Source organism: Neptunomonas marina (assembly GCF_004005935.1).
Classification (GTDB): Bacteria; Pseudomonadota; Gammaproteobacteria; order Pseudomonadales; family Balneatricaceae; genus Neptunomonas; species Neptunomonas marina.
In genome coordinates, this window is the sequence record NZ_SACQ01000004.1 from 332,646 (window position 1) to 351,833 (window position 19,188).

The 19,188-nt window shown below is 49.0% G+C and carries 23 protein-coding genes and 1 rRNA gene; 3 read left to right on the forward strand and 21 right to left on the reverse strand.

Translation table 11 applies throughout. The annotated features are described in order from the left end of the window. Nucleotides 1–305 precede the first annotated feature (305 nt). Entirely contained in the window at nucleotides 306–554 is a 249-nt protein-coding gene (locus EOE65_RS10865) for a hypothetical protein (protein WP_127694337.1), read from the forward strand. A gap of 6 nt (nucleotides 555–560) precedes the next feature. Here the strand turns inward: EOE65_RS10865 and EOE65_RS10870 are convergent, their stop codons facing one another. From EOE65_RS10870 to EOE65_RS10900, 7 genes are all read right to left on the reverse strand, one after another. After that, entirely contained in the window at nucleotides 561–944 is a 384-nt protein-coding gene (locus tag EOE65_RS10870; protein ID WP_127694338.1) for a hypothetical protein, read from the reverse strand. 125 nt (nucleotides 945–1,069) lie between these two features. Further along, the gene (locus EOE65_RS10875) at nucleotides 1,070–1,759 is read right to left on the reverse strand and encodes a spermidine synthase (protein WP_206052664.1); all 690 of its coding nucleotides are present in this window, start codon (nucleotides 1,757–1,759) and stop codon (nucleotides 1,070–1,072) included. A gap of 50 nt (nucleotides 1,760–1,809) precedes the next feature. Continuing rightward, the gene (locus EOE65_RS10880; RefSeq protein WP_127694339.1) at nucleotides 1,810–2,166 is read right to left on the reverse strand and encodes a 4a-hydroxytetrahydrobiopterin dehydratase; all 357 of its coding nucleotides are present in this window, start codon (nucleotides 2,164–2,166) and stop codon (nucleotides 1,810–1,812) included. A gap of 2 nt (nucleotides 2,167–2,168) precedes the next feature. Beyond that, the gene (locus EOE65_RS10885; RefSeq protein WP_127694340.1) at nucleotides 2,169–2,651 is read right to left on the reverse strand and encodes a redoxin domain-containing protein; all 483 of its coding nucleotides are present in this window, start codon (nucleotides 2,649–2,651) and stop codon (nucleotides 2,169–2,171) included. Nucleotides 2,652–2,669: 18 nt separating this feature from the next. Continuing rightward, nucleotides 2,670–3,878, reverse strand: coding sequence for a quaternary amine ABC transporter ATP-binding protein (locus EOE65_RS10890; RefSeq protein WP_127694341.1), 1,209 nt, complete (start codon nucleotides 3,876–3,878; stop codon nucleotides 2,670–2,672). Further along, nucleotides 3,871–4,770, reverse strand: a complete 900-nt coding sequence (locus EOE65_RS10895; protein ID WP_127694342.1) for an ABC transporter permease — start codon at nucleotides 4,768–4,770, stop codon at nucleotides 3,871–3,873. Before EOE65_RS10895 ends, EOE65_RS10890 begins: the two co-directional genes overlap by 8 nt. 64 nt (nucleotides 4,771–4,834) lie before the next feature. Continuing rightward, on the reverse strand, nucleotides 4,835–5,830 hold the full coding sequence (locus EOE65_RS10900; RefSeq protein WP_127694343.1) for an ABC transporter substrate-binding protein: 996 nt from the start codon (nucleotides 5,828–5,830) through the stop codon (nucleotides 4,835–4,837). A gap of 156 nt (nucleotides 5,831–5,986) precedes the next feature. Here EOE65_RS10900 and EOE65_RS10905 point away from each other — a divergent pair, with 156 nt between their 5' ends. Beyond that, nucleotides 5,987–6,478: a MarR family winged helix-turn-helix transcriptional regulator gene (locus EOE65_RS10905; RefSeq protein ID WP_127694344.1), complete on the forward strand. Its 492-nt coding sequence runs from the start codon at nucleotides 5,987–5,989 to the stop codon at nucleotides 6,476–6,478. A 4-nt stretch (nucleotides 6,479–6,482) separates the two neighbouring features. Here EOE65_RS10905 and acpS read toward each other — a convergent pair whose 3' ends face one another. The 12 genes from acpS to rpoE form a co-directional block, all read right to left on the reverse strand. After that, nucleotides 6,483–6,863, reverse strand: a complete 381-nt coding sequence (gene acpS / locus EOE65_RS10910) for a holo-ACP synthase (RefSeq protein WP_127694345.1) — start codon at nucleotides 6,861–6,863, stop codon at nucleotides 6,483–6,485. After that, on the reverse strand, nucleotides 6,860–7,630 hold the full coding sequence (pdxJ, locus tag EOE65_RS10915) for a pyridoxine 5'-phosphate synthase (protein ID WP_206052672.1): 771 nt from the start codon (nucleotides 7,628–7,630) through the stop codon (nucleotides 6,860–6,862). Before pdxJ ends, acpS begins: the two co-directional genes overlap by 4 nt. A gap of 14 nt (nucleotides 7,631–7,644) precedes the next feature. Further along, nucleotides 7,645–8,346 carry a DNA repair protein RecO gene (gene recO / locus EOE65_RS10920; RefSeq protein WP_127694347.1) on the reverse strand — a complete coding sequence of 234 codons (702 nt, stop codon included), beginning with the start codon at nucleotides 8,344–8,346 and terminating at the stop codon, nucleotides 7,645–7,647. Beyond that, a complete protein-coding gene (gene era / locus EOE65_RS10925) occupies nucleotides 8,343–9,275 on the reverse strand; it encodes a GTPase Era (RefSeq protein WP_127694348.1) in 933 nt (310 codons plus the stop codon). Before era ends, recO begins: the two co-directional genes overlap by 4 nt. Then, nucleotides 9,272–9,952 (reverse strand): ribonuclease III, encoded by a 681-nt coding sequence (rnc, locus tag EOE65_RS10930; protein WP_127694349.1) that lies wholly within the window; start codon nucleotides 9,950–9,952, stop codon nucleotides 9,272–9,274. Before rnc ends, era begins: the two co-directional genes overlap by 4 nt. After that, a complete protein-coding gene (locus EOE65_RS10935; protein ID WP_240656972.1) occupies nucleotides 9,949–10,317 on the reverse strand; it encodes a DUF4845 domain-containing protein in 369 nt (122 codons plus the stop codon). The genes rnc and EOE65_RS10935 overlap by 4 nt, the downstream gene beginning before the upstream one ends. Nucleotides 10,318–10,332: 15 nt before the next feature. After that, the gene (lepB, locus tag EOE65_RS10940; RefSeq protein WP_127694350.1) at nucleotides 10,333–11,145 is read right to left on the reverse strand and encodes a signal peptidase I; all 813 of its coding nucleotides are present in this window, start codon (nucleotides 11,143–11,145) and stop codon (nucleotides 10,333–10,335) included. A gap of 9 nt (nucleotides 11,146–11,154) precedes the next feature. Continuing rightward, nucleotides 11,155–12,954 (reverse strand): translation elongation factor 4, encoded by a 1,800-nt coding sequence (gene lepA / locus EOE65_RS10945; RefSeq protein ID WP_127694351.1) that lies wholly within the window; start codon nucleotides 12,952–12,954, stop codon nucleotides 11,155–11,157. A 132-nt stretch (nucleotides 12,955–13,086) separates the two neighbouring features. Next, nucleotides 13,087–14,496 carry a DegQ family serine endoprotease gene (locus EOE65_RS10950; RefSeq protein WP_127694352.1) on the reverse strand — a complete coding sequence of 470 codons (1,410 nt, stop codon included), beginning with the start codon at nucleotides 14,494–14,496 and terminating at the stop codon, nucleotides 13,087–13,089. A 25-nt stretch (nucleotides 14,497–14,521) separates the two neighbouring features. Then, nucleotides 14,522–14,968, reverse strand: a complete 447-nt coding sequence (locus tag EOE65_RS10955) for a SoxR reducing system RseC family protein (protein ID WP_127694353.1) — start codon at nucleotides 14,966–14,968, stop codon at nucleotides 14,522–14,524. A 1-nt stretch (nucleotide 14,969) separates the two neighbouring features. Beyond that, nucleotides 14,970–15,830 carry a MucB/RseB C-terminal domain-containing protein gene (locus EOE65_RS10960; RefSeq protein WP_127694354.1) on the reverse strand — a complete coding sequence of 287 codons (861 nt, stop codon included), beginning with the start codon at nucleotides 15,828–15,830 and terminating at the stop codon, nucleotides 14,970–14,972. Nucleotides 15,831–15,869: 39 nt separating this feature from the next. Then, nucleotides 15,870–16,457, reverse strand: coding sequence for an RNA polymerase sigma factor RpoE (rpoE, locus tag EOE65_RS10965; RefSeq protein ID WP_127694355.1), 588 nt, complete (start codon nucleotides 16,455–16,457; stop codon nucleotides 15,870–15,872). A 221-nt stretch (nucleotides 16,458–16,678) separates the two neighbouring features. On the opposite strand from rpoE, the gene nadB reads away from it, so the two are divergent. Further along, a complete protein-coding gene (gene nadB / locus EOE65_RS10970) occupies nucleotides 16,679–18,268 on the forward strand; it encodes an L-aspartate oxidase (RefSeq protein ID WP_127694356.1) in 1,590 nt (529 codons plus the stop codon). A 407-nt stretch (nucleotides 18,269–18,675) separates the two neighbouring features. On the opposite strand, the gene EOE65_RS10975 is transcribed toward nadB, so the two are convergent. Both EOE65_RS10975 and rrf read right to left on the reverse strand, forming a co-directional pair. Then, entirely contained in the window at nucleotides 18,676–18,930 is a 255-nt protein-coding gene (locus EOE65_RS10975) for an FAD assembly factor SdhE (RefSeq protein WP_127694357.1), read from the reverse strand. Nucleotides 18,931–19,093: 163 nt separating this feature from the next. Beyond that, nucleotides 19,094–19,188: ribosomal RNA gene (rrf, locus tag EOE65_RS10980) — 5S ribosomal RNA — on the reverse strand; the annotation flags it as partial.

The window sequence follows — 19,188 nt, forward strand, 5'->3', positions numbered from 1 at the left end:
AGTACTCACTTCAAGCGTTAGCATTTGATCAGCCGTCACCGCTCTATGTGCTTTTCAGCGCAGCACATGGCTATGTTGATATTATCAGCGATGATCATCACGCACGTGTCACGTGCAGATCAACAATGTGCTACCGACATCAATAATGGGTTGTTGTGTCATTACTACGTGAAAAATAAAATAATAGGTCTCAGTGGTTTGTATTTTCATCACCACCGAGAGCGCCAAGCTCTAAAGCAGAGAGACAAGCTCTAGATTTGGAGCAGAAGTAACCGCTTACATTGTGGATTTAACACCGAGAGACTATGGCTAAACCTCGCGCAAAAGCGCCGACCAAAACAGTCGTCGTGCGCTGCTCAGCATGCAGCACTGCACTATTTAAATATCACAAAGGCGGGAAAGGCAGTTTAGTGAAGTGCTTTAAAACACGTATAGCGAAGGACTACACGCTAACACCCTGTGTATGCCCCGAGTGTGGTTCTGAATTCGCTAGAGAGCAGATGATTCGGGGCGTACCAGCTTACAAAATCATTAGCGGCAAAGCGCGCATATAACGCAGCTCAGCGGAATACCCCCTTAGCCTGCCACTGTTTGTCACTAAATAGGTGATACTCTCCCCCTTTATCGCGATAAAGTTGATAGCACCGTTCGGTATGGGGGGGCTTTACGTCATACCAAAGGCAAAGCGCATCATCACGAAAGTGCCACGTCCCTTGGATATCACCCTTGCCCCAGTTTACCAATAGTGCACCATCTTGATAAAAGTGGCTCACGCCACTAATCCGCTTCGTCCGCCACGTAAATGTTGGCTCATTGGTCAGCACATCGCTGAGTTCGGCCGCACTGACTGGCGCCATTAGGTCTTGGTGATTCGGCGCAACTTGGCAGCCTGCCAATATTAAAAGGCTTAGATAAATCCCAAAACGTCCTTTGTTAGCTAACATGGTCTGTCCATTCCCTGTTACAAAAGCTTGAGTTGACACAATAGCAATAATCGCTAATTTAGAGCATCCCAAAAGCTAGCTAGGCGCAGGCTCTACAAACGTAGTGCTTTGCCGACAAAGGTGTATTAGTGGCGGTGGAACTGTAACTTACGCAGATAACCTTGAAGGGAAAAACCCAGCTGTGGCGTTAAAGCTTTGGCGGCCACTTGCAACCCTTTTTGGGTTTCAATTGTCTTGGATAGGCCAGCGAACACGACCCAGTTTCCGCTTTGTGTGATACAGCTGCGTACGTCTGGGCAACGATTCTGAAGGTAGGATAATAGCGCTTCGCTTTGATGCTCTCGCCAACAGTTCAGCACCAACCAACCTTGAGGCTTCAATTTATCGAGGCACCCTTCAATATAAGCGTGCGAAAGCTGGTCTTCGTTGACGCCAGACTCCTCGTAGATATCAGAGAAGATCACATCATAGCGCTGCGATAAGTCTGCCTCGACAAACGCCACCGCATCTTGTGTGTGTACAACCAGCCGCTTACCTCTTGGAAGTTGGAAATAGCGATAAGCCGCTTCCACTACAGCGGGACGAATCTCCACAGCCTCTTGCTTAGCAGCAGGTAATGCATGGTGCAAGCAGGTATTAAGAGCCCCGGCCCCCAAGCCTAAACTGAGTACCCGCTTAGGCTTAGACCACAACAGCACAAGTAGCATAATACGGGTGTACTCATGCTGCGGGACCATCGGCTCGCTTTTCAGAACACAGCTTTGCTCATCCACCGCGCCAAATGAGAGATAACGCTTCTGGCCGTCATCATGCACCCGGACCGCTCCAAAGTGATCATAACTTCGGTGAATCTCTTTGCCAGGAATCACGATTCGGTATCAGTACTTTGAGCAAAGATTCGATCTGTTTTGGCAGCGCAGATAAAGTCATTCTGATGTAAGCCGGTGATCTTATGCGTCCACCAGCAAACCTCAACTTTTCCCCACTCCAGTATCAACTTGGGATGGTGGTCTTCAGCCTCAGCAAGCGCAGCCACTTTATCGACAAAAGACCAAGCGGTCGCAAAGTCAGCAAAAGTGTAGACACGGCTGATCTTTGCTTCGGTGCTTTCATCAATGAGCGTCCATTGCGAGACCTGTTCTAGATAATGTAACAACGCATCGCCCTCGACACGGGGTGCATCGGCGCGGCATGCTTCACATGTTTTCTGCTCTAAGCTCATCTTTAGCCCCCTGCTCTGAGTTTCAAACCAATTTCACTACTATAGCCCATGCTTTTGCTTGCAATGAGCCCTTGTTCGTCGATCACATAATAGGTTGGAAAAGCGCTGATATTAAAGCGACGCATAACATCATCATGTCCTAACAGAACGGGGGCAGTCACATCGAGATCTTCGATAAATTCGGCCACCTCATCAACACTCTGGTAGCTCAGGGCAACCGCTTTCACCTGATAGTCGCCATCAAGAGTATTGAGGTTACCCATGCTGACGCGACAGATTGAGCACCAAGGCGCAAAGAAATAGACTAATGTGCGCTCACCGGGCTGATAGAGAGGCTCTGGCACATTTGTCGTTAAGCTGGGGAGCTGGAAATTGGGAGAAGCGCTTTCACTGGCTAATAAGTTTCGCTCTTGCCAAAACATAATGCCAACCACAACCAAAGCGAGGAGGAGAAATTCTCCTCCCCAACGTATTATGCGTTTCAAGCGACCTTCTCCGTCTGTTTAACCTCTGTTGTCGCTGCTCTCAGCCGCTGTTTGGCTTTCAGCATCGCCCAGCACTTCGGCCAAACTACGACGAGAAAGTTCCCCTTTCAGTTCACCCTCTTCATCAACCACCGGCAACGAATACTGTGATTCGAGCGTTTCAGGGATAACAGACTCCAAAATAGCATCCGGAGCAACATGCGGAATAGCTTCGACCACCTCTTCGAATGGCGTTTCGCTATTTGCATCCTCCAGCGCTTGCTGGGTAACGACACCTTGGTAGCCGTCGTCAGAAACATAGTAAGCATAATCGCCTCGAATACGCTTCATCTGCTCCAGTGCTTCACCGATTGTATCAGCGGTAATTCGCCTCGCTGGCGGTTTCATCACTGTTTCAACCGTCAGTGCTCGGGCACGGTTAACATCTTTAACAAAAGCTTCGACATAGCCAGTCGCAGGGTTGAGTAGAATTTCGTCCGGTGTGCCTTGCTGCACCATCTCTCCGTCTTTTAAGATTGCGATACGATCACCAATCCGCAGCGCCTCATCCAAGTCATGCGTGATAAAGATAATCGTTTTGTGCAACTGTTCCTGAAGCTGAATCAGTTGATCCTGCATCTCACTGCGGATAAGCGGATCAAGCGCGGAGAACGCCTCATCCATCAGGAGAATTTCAGCATCAGTGCAGAGCGCTCGCGCCAAGCCCACCCGCTGCTGCTGTCCGCCTGACAACTGCGCTGGGTACTGCTCTTCGTATCCAGCCAGACCAACCGTTTCAAGCCACTCACGCGCTTTTCCGTTGCGCTCGGCTTTATCAACACCTTGAATCGACAAACCATAGGCTACGTTATCAAGTACCGTACGATGCGGCATAAGGCCAAACCGCTGGAAAACCATCGACATTTTATGGCGCCTAAATTGCTCCAGCTCTTTAGCCGAGAGCTTCATCACATCCGTGTTTTCAACTCGGATAACACCTTCTGTTGGCTCGATCAAACGATTAAAGTGGCGGATCATTGTCGACTTACCAGAGCCGGATAACCCCATGATGACGAAAATCTCGCCCTTATTGATGGTCAGGTTAATATTCTTCAAACCAAGGGTGTGGCCGGTTTCAGCCAGAATATCCTCCTTTGATCGACCTTCGTGCACCAACGTCATCACAGACGCAGGGTTTTTGCCAAATACTTTGTAAAGGTTTTCAATTTGAATCAGAGGCTCAGCCATTCTGTACACCTTCCATATGACGCTGTGTACGCTTCGCATACGACTGTGAAACGCGGTCAAACATAATCGCCAACGCGACAATCGCTAAACCATTGAGCAACCCAACAGTAAAATATTGGTTAGTGATGGATTTCAGTACCGGTTGGCCTAACCCCTTCACCCCAATCATTGACGCAATAACCACCATTGAAAGGGCCATCATGATCGTTTGGTTGATACCGGCCATTATCGTTGGTAGGGCCAGCGGTAACTGTACTCCTAACAAACGTTGACGTGCATTAGCACCATACGCGGTAGCAGCCTCGAGGACTTCTCTATCGACCAATCGAATCCCTAGGTTAGTCAAACGAATCACTGGCGGTATCGCGTAAATTACAACGGCGATCACACCGGGAATCTTGCCGATACCCAATAGCATCACCACAGGTATCAGATAAACAAAGGCCGGCATCGTCTGCATGACATCCAGCATGGGGGTGATAATATTCTGCGCCCGATCTGAGCGGGCCATTAAAATTCCAATAGGTATGCCCAATCCAATGGCCACCAGCGTACACACGGTGATGATACTCATCGTTCGCATGGTGTCATTCCACATACCGAAATAGCCGATCAACAAGAACGAAATCAACACACCCGCGCACAGTTTCCAAGAGCGGCTCGCGGCGTAAACAAGGCCGACAATGATCGCAATCATCAACCACCAAGGCGTCGAGAGCAGCAGTTTTTCAAACCAAACCAAGAAGGTCAGTAACGGATCAAAGAAAGACTCAATAACATCGCCATACTCGCGGGAGAAGTCACGATAGGCAGAGTCTAGTGATTTACGGATCGCCAATAAGTCAGAACGATCCATTTGAGGGAATTTAGTTAACCATGACGAGTCCGCCATAGGTGGGTACCTCTTTTAGAGCAGAAAGACGCGCAGGCCCCGCGAATGGGGGCCTGCCAAGAGATTATAGATTTTCGAGCGCACTATTCACTTTGTTAGCCACATCTTGTGAAACCCATTTTTCCCAGGTATCACGGTAGTTCGTCAAGAAGTGCTCCATCGCGATGTCGCCATCGGCTTGGTTCTCTTCCATCCATGCAAGTAGCGTATTCATCTGCTCATTGGTGAAAGCACGCTTAGCGAGGTAGCCATACGCGGCAGGGCTCTTCGCTGCAAACGTTTCCGTCACAACGGTCTGTACTACTGATGGTGGATACATCGTGGTTTTAGGGTTTTGGCATGTCTCTTGAGTCGTACAGTTCACATACTCCTCTTCGTCGATACCTGAACCGAAGTCAACTTTCACCATTTTGTACTTACCTAGCACAGCCGTAGGTGCCCAGTAATAACCAAACCACGGCTCTTGGCGCTCATATGCTTTTGCAATTGAGCCAGCAAGGCCCGCACCAGAACCTGGATCAATCAGCTCAAAACCAGCATCGCCTAGCTTGAGTGCGTTAAAGAGGTTGCCGCTTGATATCTGGCAGTTCCAGCCTGCAGGGCAACCGAAAAACGCCGATGTACTTGGATCTTCAGGGTTTTCAAATAGCTTGGCATGTTTCACCACACCGTCGATCTTTGCCATCTCTGGGTATTTTTCCACCATATACTGTGGAACCCAGAAACCTTCCTCACCGCCATCAGAAAGCGAGTGGCCAGCATAACGCAAGCGCTTGTCAGCAACGGCTTTATCAAGGATCTCTTTCACCGCATTACTCCACATCTCCGGAGCAATATCAGGCTCATTCTTTTCGATCATTGAGGTACTTGTTGGCATGGTATCGCCCGGTACAAGCTCAGCACGGCAGCCGAAGCCTTCCTCGAGGATAAAACGGTCAATATTGGCGATAAGACTTGCAGAACTCCAGTTCATATCGGCAATAGTGACTTTTCCACAGTCATTCGCTTGCGCGAAGCTTGATACCAATACCAGTGACGCTACAGCGAAACTACGCTTCATATAATTCACCTTCCTAGATTTGATTATTAATAGTTATTATCACTTATACCTTACATCTCTAATCATTAGAACTCAAACTAATTTACCCTATTCAACGTGAGTATCATTTCGTAGAATATGAATCGTTCTACGTGATAATTAACCCAAGAGACCACTATGCAGCCTGCTCCTTACTGGCAAGATGTGCTCATTGCACTAAGGCGAATAATTCGTGCAACTGACCTACAATCCAAGCGTATCTCAAAGTCTTGTGGTCTAACGATTCCACAAGTGATGGTGCTACGGGCCATTGAGAATTTGGGAGATGTTACGGTACGTAAAATTTCTAGCGATGTTTCGTTAAGCCAAGCAACCGTTACCACCATCTTGAACCGTTTGGAGGATCGCCAGCTGGTTGAGCGGGTCCGCAGCACACAAGACCGGCGTATCGTTAATGCCCGCCTCACAGAAGCTGGGCGTGACATTCTCAACACCGCCCCCCCGTTATTGCACGAGCGCTTTATCGAACGTTTTGAGAGTTTGGATGATTGGGAGAAAACCCAGCTATTGTCATCGATGCAGCGCGTTGCCACGATGATGGATGCAGAGGAGTTGGATGCCGCGCCACTTTTGGATATCGCAAACCCAACTAAGGAACAAAGTAGCTAACTAGTTAGTTGCTGCGTTCAGCAACAGCAAACGCAACCACCCAGTCTTGCTCGTCTGTATAAGAGAGATGAATGTTTGAGATATTCGCGCGCTCCGCATAAGCCTGAGCGCCATCGAACAGCTGTACGCATGGCCGCCCCAATGCATCATGCGATATTTCAATATGCTGCCAACCTACCCCATTACCAATCCCAGAACCGAGCGCTTTGACAATGGCTTCCTTGGCTGCGAACCGCTTTGCGAAAAAACGCACCGCATCGGTTTTTTGCAAAAACTGCTCGTACTCTGCTGGGCGCAAAATACGCTGCGATATTTTAGGCGTCCGTTCGAGTGCTGCAGCTGCACGCGCGATCTGCAGCATATCCGTGCCAACGCCAGCAATCATTGGCGAATGGCGTCCCGCTGGGCTTGCACACGAGTTTGAGTCTCTATAATCAGCTGACGCATTTCACTCACGGCCTCTTTAAGGCCCACAAATAGCGCCCGTGCGATAATCCCATGGCCGATATTCAGCTCGTTCACTTCGGGGATCTCAGCAATCGGCTCAACATTGTGATAGTGCAAGCCATGCCCCGCATTCACGACCAGTCCTTTTTCAAACGCATAACGAGCTGCATCTTGAATGCGCGCTAACTCAGCTTGCTGCTCATCGCTGGTTTCAGCTTCAGCATATGCGCCGGTATGCAGCTCAATCACTGGCGCGCCACACGCGATAGTCGCATCGATTTGCGCGCGGTCAGGATCGATAAACAAAGAGACTTCAATACCTGCGTTTGCCAACTGCGCCGTTGCCGCTTTTACCTTCTCCAACTGGCCCACAACATCAAGTCCGCCTTCGGTCGTGAGTTCCTCGCGCTTTTCCGGCACCAAACAGCAGTGCGCCGGTTTCACATCACACGCGATACCCACCATCTCATCAGTAACGGCCATCTCAAAGTTCATGCGCGTTTGCAAAGTCTGACTCAGTAGATAGATATCTCGATCCTGAATATGGCGGCGATCTTCACGCAGATGAACAGTAATACCATCAGCACCTGCTTCTTCCGCCATCGCTGCAGCCTGTACGGTGTCGGGATAACGTGTGCCACGCGCCTGACGAATGGTAGCGATATGATCAATATTGACGCCTAACAGTAATCGTTTCGGATCTATCACAGTACTTTCCTTTATGATCTTTTAAATAGAAGCCGGCTCTGCAAGGGGCGCTCGCCCAGTTGCTGGTCAAGTGCCAAGCGCATCAGCCGCTTAGCCGCTTGAAGCTGTGCTGCTGTATCATAGCAATCTTGCTCAATGGCCAGTAGGTCATCACCGTGAAAACAGCGTCCCCATAACGGTTTTGCTGGATTCACAACAACCCTGAATTGGTTCTCAGACGGCTCGAATAGATAGAGTTGAGATGATGTAACTGTACGTAAATCAAAGCCATACCCGATCTCTTTAAGCAGTTGATGCTCAAAAGTTCTCAGCGCACCTTCAATGTCTTCGGCGCCGCGCAGCGCATTCATCACGTACTGATAGTAAACATAGAGCTTAGGGTGTGGATCTAGAGGAGGCAATAAACGCTGGACCAGCTCATTAACATAAAGCCCGCACATTAGCACAGGCCCTGACAGCAACCCGCTAACTCCCACCGGCTCTGCAGAACCCAGCGTTTTAAGCTCTTGCTTGCCACGCCAGTCCACTTGCAACGGCACAAAGGGCTGTAATACGCCTTTCAAACGAGAGCTCGGGCGGCGCATCCCTTTTGCAACAGCGGCCACACGACCATGCTCAAGCGTTAACAGCTCAACAATAGCACTGGTTTCAAGATAAGGGCGGGTATGCAGAACAAATGCAGCTTGAGCCTGAACTCGGCTGCTGGTCGTCATTCGTGATTGTACCCAAGGCTACGCAAAGCACGCTCATCATCCGCCCAGCCGCGACGAACTTTTACCCAAAGATTCAGCATCACTTTACAATCAAAGAGCTGCTCGATGTCTTTACGCGCATCACGGCCAATGGTCTTCATGCGGTCACCCTTGTTACCGATAACGATCTTCTTCTGACCATCTCTCTCAACAAGGATAAGTGCACTAATCGTTAACAGCCGACCGTCGTGGGTAAATTCTTCAATCTCCACCGTAGCGCCATAAGGTACTTCATCTCCCACGTTACGCATCAGTTTTTCACGGACAATCTCTGCCACCATAAAGCGAGAGCTTTTGTCGGTTAGCTGATCCTCTGGGAAATGGTGAAAGCCGGTAGGAATATGCTTTTCAACCAAGCCCTGCAACTGCTCAACGTTTGTTCCTAACTTCGCAGAGATCGGAACAATATCCGTAAAGGCCATTTTCGAGGAGAGCACTTCAAGCTGCGGAAGTAGCGTCGACTTATCATCTAGCTGATCTACCTTGTTGACCACCAAGATCACTGGGCATGCGGCATGCTTAACTTTTTCAAGGACGATCTGGTCCTCTTCTGTCCAAGCCGTGCGGTCGACTAGAAACAGCACCAAATCAACGCCACGCAGAGCCTCAGAGGCCGCCTTGTTCATGTAGCGGTTCAAGGCCTTATCTTTCTCTTTGTGCAAACCCGGCGTATCAACAAAGATAATCTGTGTATCGCCCTCAGTATGGATACCCATAATCTGATGACGGGTCGTTTGCGGCTTCCGTGAGGTAATGCTGAGTTTCTGCCCTAAGATGCGATTCATCAACGTGGATTTACCCATGTTAGGGCGGCCAACGATCGCAACAAAGCCACATTTTTGGTCGCCTTCTTCTTTCGGCAGTAACCAACTTTGCATATCTTCGCTCATTTCGAGACCTCCATCAGTGCTAAAGCCGCCTTTGCAGCTTCCTGTTCAGCTTGACGACGGCTACTCCCAACCCCTTTGGTGGGCTCAGTCAACGGCTCAATATGACATAAAATGTAAAAAGTTTGCGCATGCGCCTCACCTTCGACGTGGGTAAGCTCATATTGTGGCAACGCATGGCGGCGCGACTGCAAATACTCTTGTAAACGCGTTTTCGAATCTTTAAGCGCTTCGTCAATATCAAGATTTTCTAGACGCTCAGCGAACCAACTCAGAATGAAACCTCTTACCGTCTCCAGGTCACTGTCTTGATAGATGGCGCCAATCACAGCCTCTACGGCATCCGCCAGAATCGAGTCACGTCGAAAACCGCCGCTTTTGAGCTCACCTGGACCTAATTTTAGGTAATCTCCTAACTTCAGCTCCCGAGCGATTTCAGCCAGCGTTTCCCCCTTAACCATACGCGCACGCAGGCGGCTTAACTGCCCCTCTCGTGCTTCCGGGAAACGTTCGTATAGGTCATCTGCGATCACCATATTCACAATGGAATCACCGAGGAACTCTAAGCGCTCGTTATTGCGTTTACCGCAGCTTCGGTGGGTTAACGCTAACTCACAATGAGAAATATCTTTAAATGCGTATCCAATACGCTTGGCTAAGTCAGGAGCAGGTTTTATCAAGGTAATACAGCTTCGTAGGATTCTGAAAAGCTAACGACTGCATCAACGTTATGAAACATTGGCAGACGCACTTCATAGTTAACATTAATGGTGATGTCACCACGCTTTTTGGTGATTTCCAGTGACTCACGCGGCAACATATCGATCTGATTAATCAGGAAACGTTTTGCGATGGTAGAGCGGATCTCACGTGGCGACTGACTGATTTGATCGGGCTCTTGAATGATACCCTGCAAGATAGAGTCAATCGTGCGATGATCAAGATAAGGTTGATGCAGCTTAAACGCAATCGCGAACAGCGTTCCTGCCATCAAGAGTACAATTAACATGCTTAATAGCGACGCACCAACTTCTCTGTTCTTCACAACGCTCTACTCCATTTATTGAATCTTTTTAGCCACCGTCAGATCAGGAATACTCAGTAGTTCCGGCCAATGCATCCATACAGCGAACGCTTTACCGACCAGCAACTCATCAGGTACGTAGCCCCAATAGCGGCTATCGTTACTGTTATCGCGGTTATCACCCACAACAAAGTACTTTCCTTCTGGGACTGTCCACTGACCTACACGGTTAGGGGCCTGTACATCATTATAGATTTCATGCTGCACTTCGCCCAAACTTTCATTGAATAGCAACTGCTGCGGATTACGTGGCGGCAGCTTCGCCAGCAGCTCTTTAGACTGCGCTTCACCATTCACATAGAGTGTTTTGTTCTGGTAACGAATCACATCGCCCGGCAGACCAACAACACGCTTAATAAAGTTGATCGATGGGTTTTGCGGGAACTTGAATACAACAACATCCCCGCGCTCTGGCTCATTCATCTCAACGAATTTGCTGTTGAGTACCGGAACCCGCAAGCCATAATGAAACTTATTAACCAAGATAAAATCGCCGATCTTCAGCGTTGGTAGCATCGAGCCAGAGGGGATCTGAAACGGCTCGATCAAGAAAGAGCGCACCACTAGCACCACTGCCAAAACAGGGAACATAGAACGGGAAAAGTCAGCCCACCATGGTATTTGCGCTACAGCTTCTTTTGCATCGGTCGGCAGATCACCGCCAGCGGCGGCCTCTGCTGCACTGACACGTGCGTTACGCGCTTTTTCGAATAGTACTTTATCGACTAACCACGCAATACCGGTGATAAATGTGCCGGCAACAAGCACCAATGCAAAATCGAAGTTCATCGTTCTTCCTTAACTATCTACTTTGAGTACGGCAAGGAACGCATCTTGTGGGATCTCAACACTACCCACTTGCTTCATACGCTTCTTACCCTCTTTTTGCTTCTGCAACAGTTTCTTCTTACGGCTGACATCACCACCGTAACATTTTGCTGTCACGTTTTTACGCAGTGCTTTCACCGTTGTTCGCGCAATAACTTTACCGCCTAGCGCCGCCTGAATAGCAACATCGAACATCTGACGCGGAATAAGCTCTTTCATCTTTTCACACAACAGGCGGCCACGATATTGCGCATTATCACGGTGCAAAATCACCGCCAGAGCATCAACGCGATCACTGTTGATCAAAATATCCATGCGTACTAGCGATGCCGGGTCGAAACGGATGAAGTTATACTCCAATGACGCATAGCCTCGGCTAACCGACTTCAAACGATCAAAGAAGTCGAGCACAACTTCAGCCATAGGTAGCTCATAGGTGACTTGAACCTGCTGCCCAACAAACTGCATATTTTTCTGGATGCCACGCTTCTCAACACACAAGCCGATGACTTGGCCAAGATAGTCGTTAGGGACCAGAATATTGGCCTGAACAATAGGCTCGCGCATCTCTTTAATGCGTGCTGGATCAGGCAGTTTTGATGGGCTATCGATATAAACGACGTCACCGTTGTTTAACTCAATCTCGTAGATAACGGTTGGTGCTGTTGTAATCAGATCCAGATCATACTCACGCTCTAAACGTTCTTGAATGATCTCCATGTGTAACATGCCAAGGAAACCACAGCGGAAGCCAAAGCCAAGCGCATCAGAGGTTTCTGGCTCGAAGAACAGTGAAGCATCATTCAACGTCAGCTTGTCTAGCGCTTCACGGAAGTCTTCATAGTCATCTGAGCTGGTTGGGAAAAGCCCCGCATATACTTGCGGCTGAACCTTCTGGAAACCAGGTAAGCTCTCGACCTCTGGCGTTTTGGCGTGCGTAAGCGTATCGCCAACAGGTGCTCCGTGGATATCTTTGATACCGGCCACAACGAAGCCCACTTCACCCGCTTTCAAAATACCGGTTTCGGTACGCTTAGGTGTGAAAATACCCGCTGAGTCAACTAAATGGGTCTGCCCCGTCGACTTCACCAAAATCTTATCTTTTTTGCGTAGCGTACCCTCTTTCACCCGCACCAGCGAGACGACACCTAGGTAGTTATCGAACCAAGAATCGATGATCAAAGCTTGCAACGGTGCATCGACATCCCCCTCAGGCGCTGGGATCGTGTTAACTAAGGACTCTAATACGTCTTCGATACCTAAGCCGCTCTTAGCAGAACACGCGACAGCCTCCGTTGCATCAATACCAATCACCTCTTCGATCTCGACTCTAACCCGATCCGGTTCAGCTTGCGGTAGATCCATTTTGTTCAAGACCGGCAGCACCTCAAGACCCTGCTCGATGGCGGTATAACAGTTGGCTACGGACTGAGCTTCAACACCCTGTGCTGCATCGACAACCAGCAAGGCACCCTCACAAGCAGAGAGTGAACGCGACACTTCATAGGAGAAGTCAACGTGCCCCGGTGTATCGATAAAGTTCAGCTGATACGTTTCACCATCTTTGGCTTTGTAGTTGAGCGTCACGCTCTGCGCTTTAATGGTGATGCCGCGCTCTCGTTCCAGTTCCATTGAGTCCAGTACTTGCGCAGCCATTTCGCGATCAGATAGGCCTCCGCAAGTTTGAATAAAGCGATCGGCCAACGTCGACTTACCATGGTCAATGTGGGCAATGATGGAAAAGTTACGAATATGCTTAAGGTTACTCACAGCGATTAAAATCTCGACGTTGGAACTGGAAAAATGCAACACGCAAGGACGCGCAATTCTAGCCTATTTGGGGGGTAACGGCTATCTAACCATAAAGAAAAACACCCCTGAGCGGGGTGTTAATAAATTCGTTTAGTTCTTGCTACTCAATCGCAGCGGAATAAACAGCGGACTACCCCTGCGCACGATCCGCATCGGAACAGATCGGTTCGCCGGCAAGTCTCTCACTAAACTGGCAAACTGATGTGCCGACTCGACACGCTCGCCGTTAAGCATCGTGATCACATCACCTGACACTAACCCCGCTGCAGAACCAGCACCCGACATAACGCGCTGAATCACAACGCCATCACGGACATTCCATTTGTTCTTCTGCTCATCGGTCAGATCTGCCACAACGATATTCAAACGATTACCCGACGGTGCAACAGACCCGCTGGACTCCGCCCTTGCCTGCTCATTCGTACCAGGAAGTAGCCCCAGCTCGACTTTCAAGCGACGAGTTTCTCCAGAGCGAACCAACTCGACATTCACTTTGGAGCCTGGGGATAAGCGCCCTACCTGATGCGGTAGATCAGAGGACAATACAATCGGTTTGCCATTGAAGCGTTGGATAATATCGCCTTCTCTAAAACCTGCAGCTTCTGCGGGGCTATTCGGTAGCACCTTCGCTACAAGCGCACCCGCAGGCTTATCCAGCCCGAATGACTCAGCCAAGTCTTTATTCACTTCTTGAATAACGACACCCAGCCAACCACGGCTCACATACCCATCAGACTTTAGCTGCTCGGCAACCCCCATAGCCACGTCGATAGGAATCGCAAAGGATAACCCCATAAAACCACCTGAGCGCGTATAGATTTGCGAGTTTATACCCACGACCTCACCATCCAAATTAAACAACGGGCCGCCGGAGTTACCAGGGTTGATAGCCACATCTGTCTGGATAAAAGGTACATAATTTTCGTTCGCTAACGCACGCCCAGTCGCACTCACGATGCCGGAAGTCACCGTGTGATCAAAACCAAACGGTGAACCAATCGCTAGTACCCACTCGCCTTGCTCCAACTCGCTAGAGTCACCAATATCAACCGCCGGTAAATTGTTGGCATCAATTTTAAGCAGCGCAACATCAGAGCGCTCATCAGACCCAACCACTTCAGCTTCTAATTCGCGGCGATCGTTTAGACGGACAATCACCTGCTCAGCCCCTTTAATGACATGGTGATTCGTCAAGATATAGCCATCAGAACTGATGACGAAGCCAGACCCCAACGACTGAGGCGTTTTACGCTGCCCACCACCGTCACCAAACTGCTCGGGAATACGGAAAAAGTGACGGAAGATCTCTGGAATTTCTTCGCCATCGGGCGTGCGAAACTCAAGCCCTCCGCGACTAGGCGCGCTTTGCACGGTACTGATATTAACAACCGATGGCGCAGTATCTTTCACCAACCCAGTAAAATCTGGCAAATCAGCCTGAACACTTGGGGCTAACATTAACGTGACGGAGACACATAAAGTGGAAATTAAACGTTTCATCGCTCTCAATCCCTACAACTTGTAGCTACTTTGCTTGATAAACTCTAAGAAGTACCGGCTGGTACTGGTGAGCTGAGGTACTTTCGCGTTGGTTCAACACGCGGTTAATGACAAAACCAACTAAAAGACCAGCCATAGACAAACCTATTAAGCCAGCCTCGTCTAACCCCACGGTAAAACCTGTGAGGGCAAATGCCATCATAAGAACGAGGGGCATCAAATAAACCAAGGCGGAAGCTAAAACGAACCGGCCTTCTTCGATACCAACAACGACTTTATCGCCAATCCGAACAGCTTTTTGGTCTGGGTTGATCACTGGTACATCTACCCACTTAGAACTCGCCCACTCGGCGACCGACTTTTGCCCACAAGAAGCACTCGCATGGCACTGGGCACAGGCAGAAGTCCGAGCAGATCTCACTACAACCTGCCCTCCTTCAATGCCTACGACTTCAACAGTCTCTTCAATCATCTTAGTGGACAGACTTAACAGATGATGCAATCCGATCAGCGATCATAAGTGGGACATCGCCGACAACAGTCACGAAGCAGTCAGATTTGCGTTTACCCACAGCCACATAGCTTTGCGCTTGTGTCACACCCTCTGGCGCAGCTTGGCGCCCTAGTGGCTCAACGCTAACGGAGATCGTATTCTTGCCGTTGCTATACAGCATCACTTCAGAGTAAGGCAGCACTTCGTGCTTCACACGAGTAAAACCTTCCGGCATCCACAAGGTTTCCCACTCTGGCTGATCCGCTTTCTCGAGCAAATGCTGATGTTGGTCGATGTAACGACTCAAGCCTTGGGACAAGCGCAGAACTTCGGGCTCAGATCCAACGCTGATATTCTTTTGGTTTAAACCCGAATAGGTCGCGCCATACTGTGTACGCACCACATCACTAGAGCCTTGAACGCTTGGAATCGTATAGGCCTGCTGAAACTGCGAGCTTGAAGAGCCATCATTCGCATTGTAGGCTTGCCCGCCTAAGATAACGACGGCAGTAACAGATGCAGCCATAGCCATACTCGCAAACGGCTTCCACCATGTTTTAGCTGTTGATTCATTCGCCTCACTAGTCAGCTCGCCTACCTGTTCCTCGTGGTATGCTGGCTCAGCATCAATAGCGGCAGAGATATTCGCAACAAAGCTGCCGCGATCAGCAATTGGCGCGACATCTGCTCCCTGAAGAGCCTGCTGAGCTAAATGGTAGCGTTGCCATTTGTCAGCCAGCTGTTGCTCGTTTGCACAACGCTCAACAACGCGGCGTGCTTCAAAAGGCGTAGCTTCTCCATCCATCGTCGCAGATAGCGACTCAAAAGACTCCTCGTGCATTACCTTACCCTCAGTTACACATCAGTTTTACGGACAGCATCAGTTGATTAACGGTGCTATCTCTTTATCAATTGCTTCCCTAGCTCGGAAAATTCGCGATCTAACTGTACCAACAGGACAATCCATCACCGTCGCGATATCTTCATAGCTCATTCCTTCGAACTCACGCAATGTCAAAGCAGCGCGCAAATCTTCTGGAAGCTGATCCAACGCGCGCTTAACCGTATTATTTAACTCGTCACGGAATAGACTATTCTCAGGGTTCTCGAGTTCCCTTAATTCGTTATTATCGCCATCAAAATATTCCGCATCACTGGCATCTACATCCACATCAGGAGGCCTACGGCTGCGCGAGACTAGGTGATTTTTCGCGGTGTTAATCGCGATTCGATAAAGCCATGTATAAAAAGCACTGTCTCCACGAAACCTAGGAAGCGCACGATATGCTTTGATAAAAGCCTCTTGAGCAATATCCATAGCTTCATGTTGGTCATATACATACCGGCTTACCAACCCGATGATTTTATGTTGATATTTGCCCACTAACAGATCGAAAGCACGCTTGTCTCCGGCCTGTACTCGCTTAACCAAATGCTGGTCTATCTCTGCTTGATTCTCGTTGGACACCACCAATCCTTAAAAATACCAAAACCTTTTTATATGACATTGAGCAGCGTTTATGAAGCGTTCGCGCCAGACGAGCCTCTAATTTCGCTTTTGCCCGTCTTTTTATGTGGTTTTTCAGATGGCGAATTTCAACTTTAGTTCCTTAATTTAAAGAGAAATTTCTGCCCCAGCAGGTTGTTAATGGGCATAATATGGTCAGGGTAAATAGTAATGGAGTGAATATGACGCACGAATATGACGTTTTGATCATTGGCAGTGGCGCAGCAGGATTAACAACTGCGCTCAAGCTAGCGGACAAAGCACGCGTTGCAGTGTTGAGTAAAGGCTACTTAACGAGCGGGTCAACTTGGCTGGCTCAAGGAGGGGTAGCTGCCGTTCTGACACCGGAAGACACCTTCAATAACCACGTAAATGATACGCTGGTTGCAGGCGGACGCCTGAGCAACCCAGATGCGGTGGCTTTTACCGTAGAGCATGGGCCCGACGCGATCAATTGGCTTATTGAGCAAGGCGTTCCGTTTACGAAAGAACAAGAGCTCTACCACTTGACCAAAGAGGGAGGCCACTCCCACCGCAGAATTATTCACGCAGCCGATGCCACCGGAAAAGCAATTCAAGAAACGCTTGTGGATAAGGCACAACATCACCCAAACATCACCTTATTTGAGCACTACACCGCGATCGACCTAATCACTCGGCGTAAGCTAAAACTTGCAAACAACCGATGCGTCGGCGCCTATGTATTAAACACCCTGACCGGGCATGTTGAGACCTTTCAAGCACCGAACGTTGTGTTAGCAACAGGAGGCGCATCAAAGGCATATCTTTACACTAGCAACTCAGATGGAGCCAGTGGCGATGGGATCGCGATGGCTTGGCGTGCGGGCTGCCGTGTTGCAAATATGGAGTTTAATCAGTTTCATCCGACCTGCCTTTACCACCCAGATGCAGGCTCGTTTCTAATCACGGAAGCGGTACGTGGCGAGGGAGGAAAACTACTTCTGCCCAACGGCGAGCGATTTATGCAGAATTTCGATGATCGCGCAGAGTTAGCCCCTCGTGATATCGTCGCTCGAGCTATTGATCATGAAATGAAACGCTTAGGATGCGACTGCGTTTACCTAGATATCTCGCATAAGCCAAAGTCCTTTCTAGTCGAACACTTTCCAACTATCTATGAAAAGTGTCTTGCGCTAGGGATCGATATCACCAAAGAACCAATACCGGTTGTGCCCGCAGCCCACTATACATGCGGAGGAGTTGTAAGTAATAGCGCAGGGCAAACCGATCTTAAAGGCCTTTATGCAATAGGAGAAACTGCGTTTACCGGCCTGCATGGTGCAAACCGCCTCGCTTCAAACTCTCTGCTCGAATGCGTTGTTTATGCCACTGCCGCAGCGGATGCTATTCATCAAGAGCTAGGTGCCCTAGAGGCCTCTTTGACGATCCCAACTTGGGATGAGTCTCAAGTAACCGACTCGGATGAAGATGTTATCATCTCACACAATTGGGATGAGCTAAGACGCTTCATGTGGGACTATGTCGGCATCGTCAGAAGCAAGAAGCGCCTTCAACGAGCTCAGCATCGTGTTGATCTGCTGCAATCAGAGATTACCGAGTATTATTCAAACTATAAGGTTAGCAAAGACCTTCTCGAGCTAAGAAACCTTGCACTAGTATCCGAGCTGATTATTCGGTCTGCCGCACTGCGCAAAGAGAGCAGAGGCTTACATTACACGATTGATCACCCTAACCTTGCGGCTGAGGCACGAGATACAATTCTGGTACCGATCAACTTTGATTGGACATAGCAGGTTTCGAGCCTAGAGATAAAGAGCCGCTTCGTGCGGCTATTCGAATACGTCGATAAAGGTGGCTGGATGTTGAGTCGAAGTAGATAGGTAGCTCACATCGCCTTCCCTCAGCAGTTTTCAAGTAAAACGTTACGCTCCATGGACGAAGCGCTACTGCGTAGATCTGTTTGATATCCTGAGAGCCCCCTTCAACACTGTGAAGGGCTAGCTTGTGACGATCTAAGTGCCAAATAAAGCGCACATAACGTTGTCGTTCTACACAAGCGTAACTAAAAGCCCAGAGAAGTAGTGCGAGCCGCAATTTAATTGACGAATCAAAAGAGCTAAACAATACAAGCAAGGATACCACTATAAGTATCCCTGCTTGCGCATTAGCGAGAAAGCTGGAGGGCTTTAAAGTCGCATCAATGGGGTTGAACACGATCAAGTATAATACGCACGATACGTTTATGGTCTGGATTCTCAGGCACTTCCCTCTCCATAAGCCATACGAAAAGGTCTTGATCTTCGCACGCCAACAGGTCAACAAAACGCTTTTGGTCATCGAGATTTAAGTCTCGAAAAGCTTCGTTTACAAAAGGTACAAAAAGCACATCAAGCTCCAGCATTCCGCGGCGGCTTTGCCAAGCAAGTTTTCTAATATCTTCTTCTGTATACATTTTTGTGTCCTTAAATGATGTGCGACTATTAAACAATAATTTGGTTAGCTCTGAAAGTACGAGTGAACTCAGCTTACAGTTCAGATAGCAGCTATCATCTTTTATTTTTTCTAGACAATATAAAAAGCCCCGACCGTTACCGATCAGGGCTTCCTAATTAAAAGCTTGGCGATGTCCTACTCTCACATGGGGAAACCCCACACTACCATCGGCGCTAAATCGTTTCACTTCTGAGTTCGGGATGGGATCAGGTGGGTC

Coding starts and splice junctions, on each gene's coding strand:
- EOE65_RS10865 (WP_127694337.1), top strand. CDS start 306: ATGGCTAAACCTCGCGCAAAAGCGCCGACCAAAACAGTCGTCGTGCGC.
- EOE65_RS10870 (WP_127694338.1), bottom strand. CDS start 944: ATGTTAGCTAACAAAGGACGTTTTGGGATTTATCTAAGCCTTTTAATA.
- EOE65_RS10880 (WP_127694339.1), bottom strand. CDS start 2,166: ATGAGCTTAGAGCAGAAAACATGTGAAGCATGCCGCGCCGATGCACCC.
- EOE65_RS10890 (WP_127694341.1), bottom strand. CDS start 3,878: ATGGCTGAGCCTCTGATTCAAATTGAAAACCTTTACAAAGTATTTGGC.
- EOE65_RS10895 (WP_127694342.1), bottom strand. CDS start 4,770: ATGGCGGACTCGTCATGGTTAACTAAATTCCCTCAAATGGATCGTTCT.
- EOE65_RS10900 (WP_127694343.1), bottom strand. CDS start 5,830: ATGAAGCGTAGTTTCGCTGTAGCGTCACTGGTATTGGTATCAAGCTTC.
- EOE65_RS10905 (WP_127694344.1), top strand. CDS start 5,987: ATGCAGCCTGCTCCTTACTGGCAAGATGTGCTCATTGCACTAAGGCGA.
- acpS (WP_127694345.1), bottom strand. CDS start 6,863: ATGATTGCTGGCGTTGGCACGGATATGCTGCAGATCGCGCGTGCAGCT.
- recO (WP_127694347.1), bottom strand. CDS start 8,346: ATGACGACCAGCAGCCGAGTTCAGGCTCAAGCTGCATTTGTTCTGCAT.
- era (WP_127694348.1), bottom strand. CDS start 9,275: ATGAGCGAAGATATGCAAAGTTGGTTACTGCCGAAAGAAGAAGGCGAC.
- lepB (WP_127694350.1), bottom strand. CDS start 11,145: ATGAACTTCGATTTTGCATTGGTGCTTGTTGCCGGCACATTTATCACC.
- EOE65_RS10950 (WP_127694352.1), bottom strand. CDS start 14,496: ATGAAACGTTTAATTTCCACTTTATGTGTCTCCGTCACGTTAATGTTA.
- EOE65_RS10955 (WP_127694353.1), bottom strand. CDS start 14,968: ATGATTGAAGAGACTGTTGAAGTCGTAGGCATTGAAGGAGGGCAGGTT.
- EOE65_RS10960 (WP_127694354.1), bottom strand. CDS start 15,830: ATGCACGAGGAGTCTTTTGAGTCGCTATCTGCGACGATGGATGGAGAA.
- nadB (WP_127694356.1), top strand. CDS start 16,679: ATGACGCACGAATATGACGTTTTGATCATTGGCAGTGGCGCAGCAGGA.
- EOE65_RS10975 (WP_127694357.1), bottom strand. CDS start 18,930: ATGTATACAGAAGAAGATATTAGAAAACTTGCTTGGCAAAGCCGCCGC.